At 71.9% G+C, this 12,081-nt stretch carries 11 protein-coding genes; 3 read left to right on the top strand and 8 right to left on the bottom strand.

Going from position 1 to position 12,081, the window contains the following annotated elements:
* The 3 genes from D7V80_RS42005 to D7V80_RS37080 all read left to right on the top strand — a co-directional run.
* A partial coding sequence (locus D7V80_RS42005) for a hypothetical protein (RefSeq protein WP_158616763.1) occupies positions 1–1,102 on the top strand: 1,102 nt, incomplete at its 5' end.
* Between the two features lie 61 nt (positions 1,103–1,163).
* A complete protein-coding gene (locus D7V80_RS37085; protein WP_233586007.1) occupies positions 1,164–2,864 on the top strand; it encodes a DUF6311 domain-containing protein in 1,701 nt (566 codons plus the stop codon).
* Between the two features lie 109 nt (positions 2,865–2,973).
* Positions 2,974–3,741 (top strand): VOC family protein, encoded by a 768-nt coding sequence (locus D7V80_RS37080; protein ID WP_158616762.1) that lies wholly within the window; start codon positions 2,974–2,976, stop codon positions 3,739–3,741.
* On the opposite strand, the gene larC is transcribed toward D7V80_RS37080, so the two are convergent.
* From larC to thiL, 8 genes are all read right to left on the bottom strand, one after another.
* The gene (gene larC / locus D7V80_RS37075; protein ID WP_120592564.1) at positions 3,719–4,897 is read right to left on the bottom strand and encodes a nickel pincer cofactor biosynthesis protein LarC; all 1,179 of its coding nucleotides are present in this window, start codon (positions 4,895–4,897) and stop codon (positions 3,719–3,721) included. The genes D7V80_RS37080 and larC overlap by 23 nt on opposite strands.
* A 6-nt stretch (positions 4,898–4,903) precedes the next feature.
* Positions 4,904–5,656 (bottom strand): nickel pincer cofactor biosynthesis protein LarB, encoded by a 753-nt coding sequence (gene larB / locus D7V80_RS37070; protein ID WP_014400064.1) that lies wholly within the window; start codon positions 5,654–5,656, stop codon positions 4,904–4,906.
* A gap of 44 nt (positions 5,657–5,700) precedes the next feature.
* Positions 5,701–6,291 (bottom strand): chemotaxis protein CheC, encoded by a 591-nt coding sequence (locus D7V80_RS37065; protein ID WP_120592563.1) that lies wholly within the window; start codon positions 6,289–6,291, stop codon positions 5,701–5,703.
* Positions 6,288–8,654, bottom strand: a complete 2,367-nt coding sequence (locus tag D7V80_RS37060; RefSeq protein ID WP_120592562.1) for a chemotaxis protein CheA — start codon at positions 8,652–8,654, stop codon at positions 6,288–6,290. The genes D7V80_RS37065 and D7V80_RS37060 overlap by 4 nt, the downstream gene beginning before the upstream one ends.
* 68 nt (positions 8,655–8,722) lie before the next feature.
* Entirely contained in the window at positions 8,723–9,091 is a 369-nt protein-coding gene (locus tag D7V80_RS37055; protein WP_014400067.1) for a response regulator, read from the bottom strand.
* Between the two features lie 71 nt (positions 9,092–9,162).
* On the bottom strand, positions 9,163–9,585 hold the full coding sequence (locus D7V80_RS37050) for a chemotaxis protein CheW (protein ID WP_120592561.1): 423 nt from the start codon (positions 9,583–9,585) through the stop codon (positions 9,163–9,165).
* A 49-nt stretch (positions 9,586–9,634) separates the two neighbouring features.
* Positions 9,635–11,008, bottom strand: a complete 1,374-nt coding sequence (locus D7V80_RS37045) for a methyl-accepting chemotaxis protein (protein ID WP_014400069.1) — start codon at positions 11,006–11,008, stop codon at positions 9,635–9,637.
* Between the two features lie 64 nt (positions 11,009–11,072).
* The gene (gene thiL / locus D7V80_RS37040; RefSeq protein ID WP_120592567.1) at positions 11,073–12,035 is read right to left on the bottom strand and encodes a thiamine-phosphate kinase; all 963 of its coding nucleotides are present in this window, start codon (positions 12,033–12,035) and stop codon (positions 11,073–11,075) included.
* Positions 12,036–12,081 lie beyond the last annotated feature (46 nt).

Here is a 12,081-nt window from a genome sequence, read left to right as displayed (position 1 = left end):
AGAGACAGGGGGAGAGCCGGTCCCGGACGGGGGCGCGTGCGGCGCGGGGCGGGGCTGGACGACGCGGGTGCTGGACGAGGAGATCGACAGCCTCACCGCCAGTTTCGTCTTCGACGCGCAGGGCGTGGGCCACTACGCCTATTCGAAGAACGAACTTCTCTACGTCGGCACCACCCGGCCGGGCGACGTGCCGGTGCAGGTGGAGGGCGTGGCGCGCCCCTTTGAAATGTCCATGGCGGTGGCCGCGGATGGCACGCGGCACGTGATGTACGAGCAGGGCACCGCGGTGGGCTACGCGCACGACACGGGCGGGGTCTGGCAGGCGCAGCTGCTCGTCACCGGCTGGTCCACGGCGCTCGCGCTCGACGCCCAGGGCGCACCGCACCTGCTCATCGGCCTGCTCCATCCCCAGGTGGGCTACGTGCTCGGAACCCGCGACGGCTCGGGGAACTGGATCATGACGCCGCTGGAGGGCGTCGGGCCCCGGGGTGACCGCGAGCGGATGGTGGTGGACGCGGCGGGGCACATCCACATCGCGCTGGTGCGCACGTACGGCATGCAGAACCAGGTCGTGTACGCGAGCAACGCGTCAGGGACCTGGACCGAGGAGCCGCTGGACTGGTGGCTTCCCTTGAGCTCGCCGCGCTACCGCATCGCGCTCGAGGTGGACGCGACGGGGCGGCCCTCCCTGGTGGGCTCCAACACCCAGGGGGCGTGGCTGTGGACGAAGGAGGCCAGCGGCTGGAAGTCCTACGGACTGGGGGCCTACCTGAGCCGGGGCCCCGCGCTGATGCGAAACACCCGCTACCCGGACATCCGTCACGTGCTGCTGGATGACGCGGACGTGAACGCGTTCGAGAACGGGAGCACCAGCCAGGTGGTCATCCGGTCCATCTCCGGCACGAGCGCCTACGGTGCGACGCCTCCGTTCGTCCTGGAGACGCGGGACGGTGGCAACGCGTTCCCCGGTCCCTCCGCGGTCCACGTGGACGACCAGGACCGGATGCAGGCGGGCTTCTCCTACGTGCACTACGACCACCTGCCAGACGGCGGCGCGCTGCCGACGACGCGCGGCCTGCGCTACGTGCAGTACTGCCCGTGAGCCCCGCGCGGGAAGCGCGCGGTTGCGGGGCACGGAAGCGGGCGCCTACAGTCGCCGCGCCGTGAGCGAGCCCGCCCCCTCCCTGAGTCCGCCGCCCTCTTCGTCCACGTCCCACCGGGCCCTCGTCGTGGCGCGAGCGCTGGCGGTGCTCGGCGGGCTGGGCTGGTTCCTGTGGCTGGGCGGCGGGCCGGTGCTGCCGCCCACGCGCATCGACTGGATGATGCGCGAGGACTGGGCCGCGCACATCTTCGGCTGGCTCTTCTTCCGCAACGCGGACTGGACGCTGCCCCTGGGCGCGGCGCCCAACCACTTCTATCCGTACGGCTCGTCGGTGGCGCTCACGGACGGAAACCCGTGGGCGGCGCTGCTCTTCAAGCCCCTGTCGCCGCTGCTGCCCGTGGACTTCCAGTACACCGGGCCGTGGCTGGCCCTGTGCTACGCGCTGATGGGGTACTTCGGCGCGAAGCTGGTGGAGACGGTGTCCCCGCGCCCGGTGCCCATGGCGCTGGGCGGCACGCTGCTGGCGCTGTCGCCGGTGATGGCGGCGCGCTTCGGCCACCCCACGCTGTGCGCGCACTGGCTGCTGCTGGCCCTGCTGTGGCTCAACCTGCGGGACATCCCGGACGCGAGAGTCGCGACGCGGAGCCTGGGCCTGGCGGCCCTCTTCAACGCCATCGCGGCAGGCACCCATCCGTACTGGGTGGCCATGTTGATGCCGCTGACGCTGACGCTCGGGGTGCGGCTCGCCTGGAGCCGGAAGCTCGGCCCCGCGCGCGTCGCGGCGCTGTGCGGGGGCATCGCGGCGCTGGACGTGGGGCTGTTCGCCCTCTTCGGCTACTTCGGCGGCAGCGGGCTGGGCGCGGAGGGCTTCGGGGACTTCTCCGCGGACCTGGCCACGCTGGTGAACCCCATGGGTTGGGGGCGCCTGTTGCCGGACCTGCCCGCCGCGCCCCGGCAGGGCGAGGGCTTCGGCTACCTGGGCGCGGGGGCGCTGCTGCTCGGCGTCGTGGCGTGCGTGAGCCTGTTCGCGCGCATGCGGGAGGCGCGCACGCTGGACTGGCGCCGGGTGCTGCCCGCGGCGGTGGTGGTGCTGCTCATGGCCGTCTACGCGCTGTCGTCCCGCGTGACGTGGCTGGGCCAGCCGGTGGCGGACCTGGGCGCGCTGTACGCGCCGCTGACGAAGGCGACGAACGCGTTCCGCGCGTCCGGCCGCTTCGTCTGGCCGCTGCACTACCTGCTCGTCGTCGGCGCGGTGCTGCTGGTGGCGCGCCTGTGGCGCGGCGTGCCCGCCGTGACGGTGGCCGCGCTGACGGTGGCGCTGGCGCTCCAGGCGTACGACGTGCGCGAGGAGAAGAGCGCCCTCTTCAAGCCCGTGCGCTTCCACCGCCTGAAGTCCGCGGAGTGGGACGCGCTGAAGGGCTCCTATCAACACCTGGCCCTCTTCCCGCCGCAGGTGCAGTGGGTGTGCCGCTACGACGAGCCGCTGGTGAACGCGCTGGCGTATCAGGCGTACCGGCTGAAGCTGACGTTCAACAGCGGCTACGCGTCGCGCACGCCGGAGGCGCTGGCCGCGGAGTGCCGCGCGCCCCTGCCTTCGGGAGGTCTGGACGCGAGCACCGCGTACGTGGTGCTGCCGCCGCACGTGCGCCCCTTCCTCGACGCGGGCGCGCTCTGCGGACTCGTGGAGGACCTGCCCGTGTGCGTGGTGGCGAGCAACACGGATGCGTTCGCGCAGGGGCTCGCGCGTCAGCCCCGCCGCTGACGCGAAGCAGTACTGAAAATCCTTTCAGCCCGCTTCCGCTCCGCTGTTACCTTGCAGGTAGCCCCGGCCTCCCGCCGGGCGCACTGCGAGGGGAGCGACGATGCCTGCGATGACGAAGCACGCTGCGGGGACGGTGTCCTGGGTGGACCTGATGGCCTGGGACCTGGAGAAGGCCCAGGACTTCTACGGGGCGCTGTTCGGCTGGACGTTCGAGGCCGGCTCGAAGGAGAACGGCCACTACACGATGGCCCACAAGGCGGGCCACCCGGTGGCCGCGCTGATGCCTCGTCCCAGCGACGCGCCGTTCCCTCCCATCTGGAACACCTACTTCGCCGTGGAGAGCGTGGACCGCTCCGTCGCCCGCCTGAAGGAGCTGGGCGGCAAGGTGATGCTGGAGCCCATGGACGTCATGGACGCGGGACGCATGGCCTTCTGTGCGGACAACACCGGCGCGCCCTTCGGCTTCTGGCAGCCCAACCAGTTCCCCGGCTCGGGACTGGTGAACGAGCCCGGCGCCACGGCCTGGTTCGAGGCCAAGACGCGCGACGGCGCGAAGGCCGTCGCCTTCTACAAGGATCTCTTCGACATGACGGCGGACAAGATGCCGGACGACCGGATGCAGTACTGGGTCCTGAAGAAGGACGGCGGTGAGGAGGCCGGCGTGATGCAGCTCGACGACAAGACGTCCGCCGGGGTGGAGCCCCACTGGATGATCACCTTCGCCGTGGCCAACACCGACGAGGCCGCGGCCACCGTCACCGCCAAGGGCGGCAAGGTGCTCATGCAGCCGTTCGACTCACCCTACGGCCGCATCGCCATCGTGGCCGACCCCGGCGGCGCGGCCTTCGGTGTCATCACGCTGGCCCGGCCGGCGTAAGCGCCGCCATCGCGGCGGCCATCACCTGCTTCACCGGCACACCGGCCGCACGGGCCAGCCGGACGCAGTCGTCGAACTCCGGGTGTGCGTTGAGCACCCGGCCGTCCCGCAGGCCGCGCTTCACGCGGACCCTGCCCCAGGGCGTGTCCACCTCCACGAAGTCGCGCTCCAGCGCGTGGCGCTCCACCCGGTGGTAGCGCACGCCCAGCGACGTGGACTCACGCAACAGCGCGTCCACCACCGCCTCGCGCAGGCCGCCCTCCACCAGCGCGCCCAACAGGTGCGCCGGCCGGCCCTTCTTCATCACCACCGGGGACACCCACGCGTCCTTCGCGCCCACCTCCAGCAGCCGCTCCACCAGGTGCGCCAGGAGCTGCGGCGTGGCGTCATCCAGGTTCGCCTCCACCACCCACAGCCCTTCGGTGGCCTGCGTCTCCACGCGGCCCAGCGACGCGCGCAGCACGTTGGGCCGGTCGCGGAAGTCCTTCGTCCCCACGCCGTAGCCCACCTTCTCCACGATGAAGTCCGGCGGGTGGCCAATCTTCGTCAGCACCTTGAGCAGCGCCGCGCCCGTGGGCGTCGTCAATTCGCCCACGCCCTCGAAGCGCACGGGCACGTCGCGCAGGAGCTCCAGCGTCGCGGGCACGGGGATGGGCATCTGGCCGTGCGCCACGCGGATGGTGCCGCTGCCCAGCGGCGGCGGCGCGGCGTGCACCTCCGGGTCGCCCAACAGCTCCAGCACCACGGCGGCGCCGCAGATGTCCACGATGGAGTCCACCGCGCCCACCTCATGGAAGTGGATGGCGTCGATGGACACGCCGTGCACCTTCGCCTCGGCCTCGCCGATGGCGCGGAACACCGCCAGGGCCCGCGCCTTCGCGCGCTCCGGCAGCGTGGGCGCGGCTTCAATCAGCTGGCGGATGTCCGCGTAGGCGCGGTGCGGGTGCGCCTCCTTCGCGTCCAGCACCACGTCCAGGTGCGTGCCGCTGATGGCGTGGCGCACCGCGCGCGACACCGCCAGCTTCCAGCCCGGCACGTTGAGGCCGGAGAGCGCCTGCGCAATCGCGTCCGGTGACACGCCCAGGTCGATGCCCGCCGCCAGGAACATGTCCCCGGCGATGCCGCCCACGGGCTCCAGGTAGAGGATGCGCCGCATGGCCTGTCAGCTCCGTCCCTTGGTGCGGGAGATGAGCGCCGCGTAGAAGCCGCCGCCAAACCCGTTGTCGATGTTCATCGTGGCCACGTTGGAGGCGCACGAGTTCACCATCGAGAGCAGCGCGGAGATGCCCCCGAGGTTCGCGCCGTAGCCCACCGACGTGGGCACCGCCACCACCGGGATGCCGACGAGGCCGCCCAGCGCGGACGCGAGCGCCCCCTCCATGCCCGCCACCGCCACGGCGACGTGGCACTCTTGAATCTCTTCACGCCGTCGCAGCAGCCGGTGGATGCCCGCCACGCCCACGTCGTAGACGCGCCGCACGTCCGCGCCCATGGCCTGCGCGGTGAGCGCCGCCTCCTCCGCCACGGGGATGTCGCTGGTGCCGCCCGTCACGATCGCCACGCGGCCCGCCTTCACCTTGCGCTGGGCCAGGTGGAAGATGCGCGCCACCGGGTGGTACTCGCCCTTGGGGAAGCGCGCCACCAGGGCTTCGGCCTTGTCCGGCTGCAGCCGCGTCACCAGCACCGTCTGCTTGCGCTCCACCAGCGCGCCGACGATGCCCAGGAGCTGCTCCACCGTCTTGGGCTCGCCCAGCACGACCTCCGGGAAGCCGAACCGCAGGTTGCGGTGCGTGTCCACCGTCGCGTAGCCCAGCTCCGCGTACGGCAGGTCCTTCAGTTTGCCCACCGCGTCGTCCAGGCTGACCTTGCCCGTCTTCACCTGGCCCAGCAGGGCCCTGAGCGCCTTCTCGTCCATGGGCGAGCGGTCTACCCCAGCCGCCCCCGCGCCTCCAGGCGGACCTAGAGGCCCAGCCGGGACAGCAGCGCCTGGGCGCTCCCGCGCTCCAGCACCAGCAGCATCTGTCCGCCCAGCGGCGTGGGCCCGGGCGCCGAGAAGCGCGCCGCCAGCACCACGCCGGGCCCCGGTTCCACGTCGCCCAGCACGCCCGCCAGCACCGGGCGCACGGGCCCGCGCTGGAGCTGGGGCACGGAGGGCAACAGCCGCCAGCCCGTCAGCCGCCCGATGGCGGACAGGCACGCGCTGGCGAGGATGTTCGCGGCCTCGGCCAGGGCGCTCTCGCGCTCCGCGGGGGAGGCCGGGTGGCCGCGCAGCAGCGCGGACTCCAGCGCCTCCGCGTCCACGGACGGCATCGCCAGCACCAGCGCGCCGCGCAGCCCTCCCGTCATGCCCAGGCGCACGGCGACGGCGGGGGCGTCATCCGCGAAGAGCGCGGGCCCCTGGGTGGCGTCCGTGACGCGCACCTCGGGGACGGACAGGTCCACGCGGCCACCCACCAGCCGGGCCAGGGCGTTGGCGCCGTGTCCACAGCCGATGTTGGCCACCTCGCGCAGGGCGTCGAGCTGCGCGTCACTGGGCAGGGGGGGGCTCACGCGGTCAGTAACCTCGGGACGTCCAGGATGAACACGGGACGACCGCTGCCCAGGATGGTCACGCCGGACAGTCCCGGCAGCAAGTCCAGGGGACGGGACAAGGGTTTGAGCACGACTTCCTCCTGCCCCAGGAGGCGATCCACCGCCAGCGCCACCTTGCCGGTGCCGGCGTCGCCCTCCATCACCACGAAGGGACGGTAGCCCGGCTTCGGCGCGGCGGGCACGCCCAGGAGCACCTCCAGCGCGTGCACCGGCAGCAGGCCGTTGCCGTGGGGCAGCAGGGCCGTCTCACGGCTCTTGCTCAGGGCCTGGGGATCCGCCTCCGTGGCGCCCACCACCTTGGCGATGGGCAGGCCGAACACCTCCTCGCCCACTTCGACGAGGAGCAGGTGCACCACGGCGACGGTGAGCGGCAGGCGCAGCGTGAAGGTCGTGCCCCGGCCGCGCTCGCTGTCGATTTCGAGCGTGCCGCCCACGCTCTCCACCACGCGCTTCACCGCGTCCATGCCCACGCCGCGGCCGGAGATGTCGGTGATGTCCTTGGCGGTGGAGACGCCCGGCAGGCACGACAGGAGGAACGCGTCGCGGTCCGCCATGCGGTGGGCGGCGTCCTCGGTGATGAGCCCGCGCTTGAGCGCGGAGGCCTTGAGCTTCGCGGGGTCCATGCCCCGGCCGTCGTCCTCGATGTCGATGATGACGCGGTCGCGGGCGCGGCGCACGGTTACGGTGACGCGGCCGCGCGCGGACTTCTTCGCGGCCGCCCGCTCCTCCGGGGACTCCAGGCCGTGGTCGATGCAGTTGCGCAACAGGTGCAGCAGCGGGTCTGCCAGCTCGTCGAGGATGGCGCGGTCCAGCTCGATTTCGGCGCCGGTGATGACCAGCTCCACCTCGCGCTCCTTGCGGCGGGCGAGGTCGCGCGCGGCGCGGGGCAGCCGGTCGGTGATGAGCGACAGCGGCGTCATGCGCGCGCTCATGACCTTGTCGTGCAGGTCCTTCACCAGCGTGTGCAGCCGGTAGACGCCCTCCTCCAGCGCGGGGCGCGTGTTCTCCGGCAGCACCTTGCCCACTTCGCGCAGGCGCGCGGTGGCGAGCATCAGCTCCCCCACCGTGTCGAGGAAGTAGTCGAGCAGCTCCGTGCGCACGCGCACCGTGCGGGAGCCCGCGTCCGCGGTGGCGCGCGCCGGGTCCGACGTGGGCGCGGCGACGGGGAGCACGGGCGGCTCCGGGACGGCCGGAGCGACGGAGACGACCTCCACCTCCGCCACGTTGCGCAGGGCCGCCTGGATGCCGGCGTCGCCCACGCCGGTCTCCATGTCCACCTGGATGTAGCCGTCCGGGATGCGGCCGGCCTTGAGTTCCTCCAGGGGCGGGCGCAGGTCCACCAGCGTGCCCAGGGAGGACAGCCGCTTGTGCACGAGGAACGCGCGCACGCCGGGCACCTGACACGTGGGGGAGATGCGCAGGCGCACCGACCAGCGGGGCACGCCGGACTTGCCGTCCGCGACGCTGGTCACGGCCTTGAGCCCGGAGGCCAGCACCACGGAGGCGGAAGGGTCGTTCTCCGGCACCACCGCCAGGGACCGCGCGCCCGGGGCCCCGTAGAGGACATCCGGGCCGCTCAGGTCGCGAGGCGGCATCAGCGTGGCCGGCGGCATCACCGCCAGGGCAGAGGGCACCGCGGAGCTGGAAGCGCCCGAACCGGAGGCCTCCGGGGTCGAAGGTCCGGCGCCACCGGAGGTGGTGTCCCCCGGGGTCGAGGGCTCGGCTCCGCTCGACGCGGAGGTTCCCGAGGCCGAAGCCGCGGAGCCTCCCGGCGTCCCCGAACCCGGCGCGGGCCCGGCGGCACCGCCCGGCGTCCCCGAACCCGAAGCACCCGAAGGGCCCTCGCCGCCTCCCGAGCCCTCCCCGTCATCTCCGGACGGGGTCGCGGGCTTGAGGACGTTGACGTGGGCCACGCGGGTCGCGGCGGGGGCGTGGCCGGTGAGCGACTGCACGCGGGTGCCCAGCTGCTTGAGCAACCCTTCCGCCAGCTCCGGTTCTCGGTTGGCCGAGACGGCGCGCACCTGGGCCGTGAGCGTGTCCGTGGCACTCAAGAGCAGGTCCACCAGGTCCCGGTCCAGGAGCTTGCGGTCCTGCCGCACCGCGTCCACCAGGTCCTCCACCCGGTGCGCCAGCATCGCGATGGGCTCGAAGCCCATGGACGACGCCATGCCCTTCACCGAGTGGGCGTGCCGGAACATCGAGTCCACGGTGCTGGCGGTGGCCTCGCGCTCCAGCTCCACGAGGTCCCGTCCGAGCGCCTCCAGGTGCTCGGTGGCCTCCGAGATGAAGAGGCCCAGGTACCGGGACATGTCCATCGTCATGACCCGGCACCTCCTTCACAGGCGGACAGGGCCGCGACCCGGGCGGCAGCGGCCCCTCGCGCGCCGATTCAGGCCTCGCCCAGCACCTTCTTGACGACCGCCAGCACGTCCTCCGCCCGGAACGGCTTGACGATGAAGTCCGAGGCGCCCGCCTCGATGGCCTCCATCACCAGGCTCTCCTGCCCGAGCGCCGAGCACATGATGACGACCGCGCTGCTGTCGGCCTTGATGATTTCCCGCGTGGCCTCGATGCCACTCTTGAAGGGCATCACGATGTCCATCGTCGTGAGGTCCGGCTTCAACTCCTTGAACTTCTCCACGGCCTCCAGGCCGTTGGCCGCCTCACCGACGACCTCGAACCCTCCAGACGCAAAGATGTCCTTGATCATGTTGCGCATGAAGATGGCGTCGTCGACGACCAGCACCCGCTTAGCCATGTGAAGAACTCCGCCTCCGTTTCAGGCCTAGAGGGAGCGCACCCTATCACCGGCCGTTTCCGGGGGGCTACTCACTTGGAGGGAGTGAACAAGGCAACGACCGCCGCATCAAGTCCTTCCGGATCCAGCACGGTCACTCCCAGGCCGCCCAGGCGGGCAACGCCGCGAATCGCGGGCATGACCTTGCCCGGCGCGGCGCTGACGCGCTCCACCGCCTCGATGCCGTCCACGTCCGTCACCAGGAGCCCCAAATCCCTGCGACCCCGGTCCAGTAGCACGACCCGGCACAGGGGCGTGGGACCTTCTGGCAGGTGGAGCAACTGGCGCAGCTCCACCACCGTCACCACCCGGCCCCGCAGGTTCATCACCCCGGTGATGGCGGCGGGGGCCCGCGGTACACGGGTGTAGCGCTCCGGAGGGACGACGACCTCCCGGACGGCCGACAAGGGCAACCCGTAGCGTTCCTTCTCGACCCGGAAGATGACGTGCCGCACGGTGAAGGCCCTTGTGCCGGAAGGCGGCTAAAGGCGGGGGATGGGGGCTTCAGGGCCCCAGGCGGAAGCTGCGCACCACGCTCTGCAGCTCCACGGAGAGGTTGGTCAGCTCGCTCGCCAGCGACGTCATCCGCGACACCGCGGCCGTCTGCTCCTGGATGACGGCCTGGATGGCCTCCGTGGAGCTGGCGTTGTTCTTCGCCACGAGCTTGATCTCCTCGATGGCCTTCACCATCTCCTCGCTGCCCTTCATCTGGTCGCGGGTGCTGTCGGAGATGAGCGTCACCTTCTCCGCGCCCTTGCGGGCGGTGTCGGTGATGGCCCCCATGGAGCGCATGATGTCGGTGAGGTCCTCACGGCCTTCCGCCAGCTCCGCGATGCCTTCCTTCATGGCGCTGACGACGGAGGTGGACTGGCCGGAGATGTCGCGCGCCAGGCGGGAAATCTGCTCCGCGGAGCGGCCCGCGCTCTCCGCCAGTTTGCGCACCTCATCCGCCACCACCGCGAAGCCGCGGCCGTACTCGCCCGCGCGCGCCGCTTCGATGGTGGCGTTGAGGGCCAGGAGGTTCGTCTGCTGCGCCACCTGGGTGATGGCGTCGACGATCTTCGAAATCTCCTGCGTCTTCTCGCCGAAGGCGAACACCTGCTGGCTGGCGGACTCGATGCGGTTGAAGACCTTCTTCACCTTGTCGCCCGCGAGCCGCGCCGCCTTGGAGCCGTCCTCCGCGCTGCTGCTCGTCTCAGCGGACGTGCGGGCCGCGTCCAGGGCGCTGGCCGCCGTGCGCTGGATGCTGCCGGCCATCTCCGTGATGACCTTGGAGGCCTGGGACACCAGCTGCGACTGGGTCTCCGCGCCGCTGGCGATCTTCTCCATGGACGAGCCCACTTCCTCCGTGGACCCGTTGACGTTCTCCGCGCTGCGCTGCAGGTCGATGGCGGTGTCCGCCACGCTCTTGGCGGTGTCCTGAATCTTGCCCACCAGCTCGCGCAGGTTCTCCTGCATGCGAGAGATGGCGCCCGTCAGCTCGTCGATTTCGTCGCGGGTGCTGTGCACCTCCGCGGCCACGGGCTTGGACAGGTCACCCTGCGAGATTTCGAAGGCGGAGCGGCTGAGCACCTTCACGCGGGTGACGCGCGCCAGCAGCGACGGCAGGAACGTGGCGCCGCCGAAGGTGATGAGCACACCCACGCCCACCCGGATGATGAAGCTCCAGCGGCCCCAGGACGCGTCGAAGAGGCTCTCCGTGCAGAGCAGCCACGTGCCCAGCAGCAGGCCCAGCAGGATGTAGCCGGTGGTGATCTTCCGGTGCAGGGACTGCTCGCGGACCACCTTGGGGCCCTCGACAGCGCGCAGCAGTCGCTGCACCGGCTCGCGCCGGGGGGTGAGGCCAGAGGACGGGTCGTCGCGAAGGGGGCGGCGCACGGGGTGCTTTCAGCGGGAGGGGCGGAAAACAGCCCAGGGGTTTAGCCTTGCTGTCCGGTACGGGTCAATCATCCGGCCGGATCTGCCTGCCTGTCCGGGTGAAGTGGTCGAATCCCCCTGGAGGGGTCAGAAGATGCCCCCCTGCGTCCCGGATTCGCAACGCCCTCTCCCGGGTGAGCACGCCCATGCGCGTCACCTCCTGCCCGGCGCGGGCACACGCGCGCTCGAACGCCTGCATGCGTGAAGGTGGGACGGCGAGCAGCAGCTCGTAGTCCTCCCCGCCCCGCAGGGCACCCTCCGGTCCCAGCGCCGCGCGCACGGCGGGTGACAAGGGGAGCCGGTCCAGCTCCAGCTCCACGCCCACCCGGGACGCGGCGCACAGGTGGCCCAGGTCCTGCGCCAGTCCATCCGACACGTCCATCCCGGCGGAGGCGAAGCGCGCGGCCAGCTTCCCCAGGGCGATGCGGGGCTCGGGGCGGCGCTGGCGCTTCACGGCCGCGCCCCGCCGCACGCCGGCCTGGAGGTGCTGGAGTCCCAGGCGCGCGTCGCCCAGCGTGCCGGAGACGTAGAGGAGGTCTCCGGGCCGGGCGCCCGCGCGGGTGAGGGGCGCGTGGGACAGCTCCCCGGTAACGGTGAGGGTGACGGACACCTCGCGCGCGGAGGTGAAGTTGCCGCCCACGAGCATGATGCGGTGGGCCTTCGCGAGCGCGGCCATGCCCCGGCCCAGCGCGGACACTTCGCGGGCGGGGAAGTCCCGGGGCAGCGCGAGCGCGCAGACGAACCAGCGCGGCGTGGCGCCCATGGCGGCCAGGTCCGACAGGTTCACCGCGAGCGCCTTGTGGCCGATGTCCGCGGCGGAGAACGTCGCGCGGGTGAAGTGCACGTCCTCCACCACGGCGTCGGTGGTGACGCACAGCGCGCCCCTGGATGGAGCGAGCACGGCGCAATCGTCTCCCGGGCCCACCGGCACCCGCGCGCGCGGGAAGCAGGCGAGGAAGCGTTGGATGAGGTCGAACTCGCCGGGCATGGCGGCACTGAAGACCACGCTCGCGGCGGGGGACGCAATGACGACC

The sequence above is a fragment of the Corallococcus sp. CA054B genome, from assembly GCF_003611625.1.
In the GTDB taxonomy this organism is placed as follows: domain Bacteria; phylum Myxococcota; class Myxococcia; order Myxococcales; family Myxococcaceae; genus Corallococcus; species Corallococcus coralloides.
This window is presented reverse-complemented; position numbering and strand designations above follow the sequence as displayed.

Coding starts and splice junctions, on each gene's coding strand:
- D7V80_RS37080 (WP_158616762.1), top strand. CDS start 2,974: ATGACGAAGCACGCTGCGGGGACGGTGTCCTGGGTGGACCTGATGGCC.
- larC (WP_120592564.1), bottom strand. CDS start 4,897: ATGCGGCGCATCCTCTACCTGGAGCCCGTGGGCGGCATCGCCGGGGAC.
- larB (WP_014400064.1), bottom strand. CDS start 5,656: ATGGACGAGAAGGCGCTCAGGGCCCTGCTGGGCCAGGTGAAGACGGGC.
- D7V80_RS37060 (WP_120592562.1), bottom strand. CDS start 8,654: ATGACGATGGACATGTCCCGGTACCTGGGCCTCTTCATCTCGGAGGCC.
- D7V80_RS37055 (WP_014400067.1), bottom strand. CDS start 9,091: ATGGCTAAGCGGGTGCTGGTCGTCGACGACGCCATCTTCATGCGCAAC.
- thiL (WP_120592567.1), bottom strand. CDS start 12,035: ATGCCCGGCGAGTTCGACCTCATCCAACGCTTCCTCGCCTGCTTCCCG.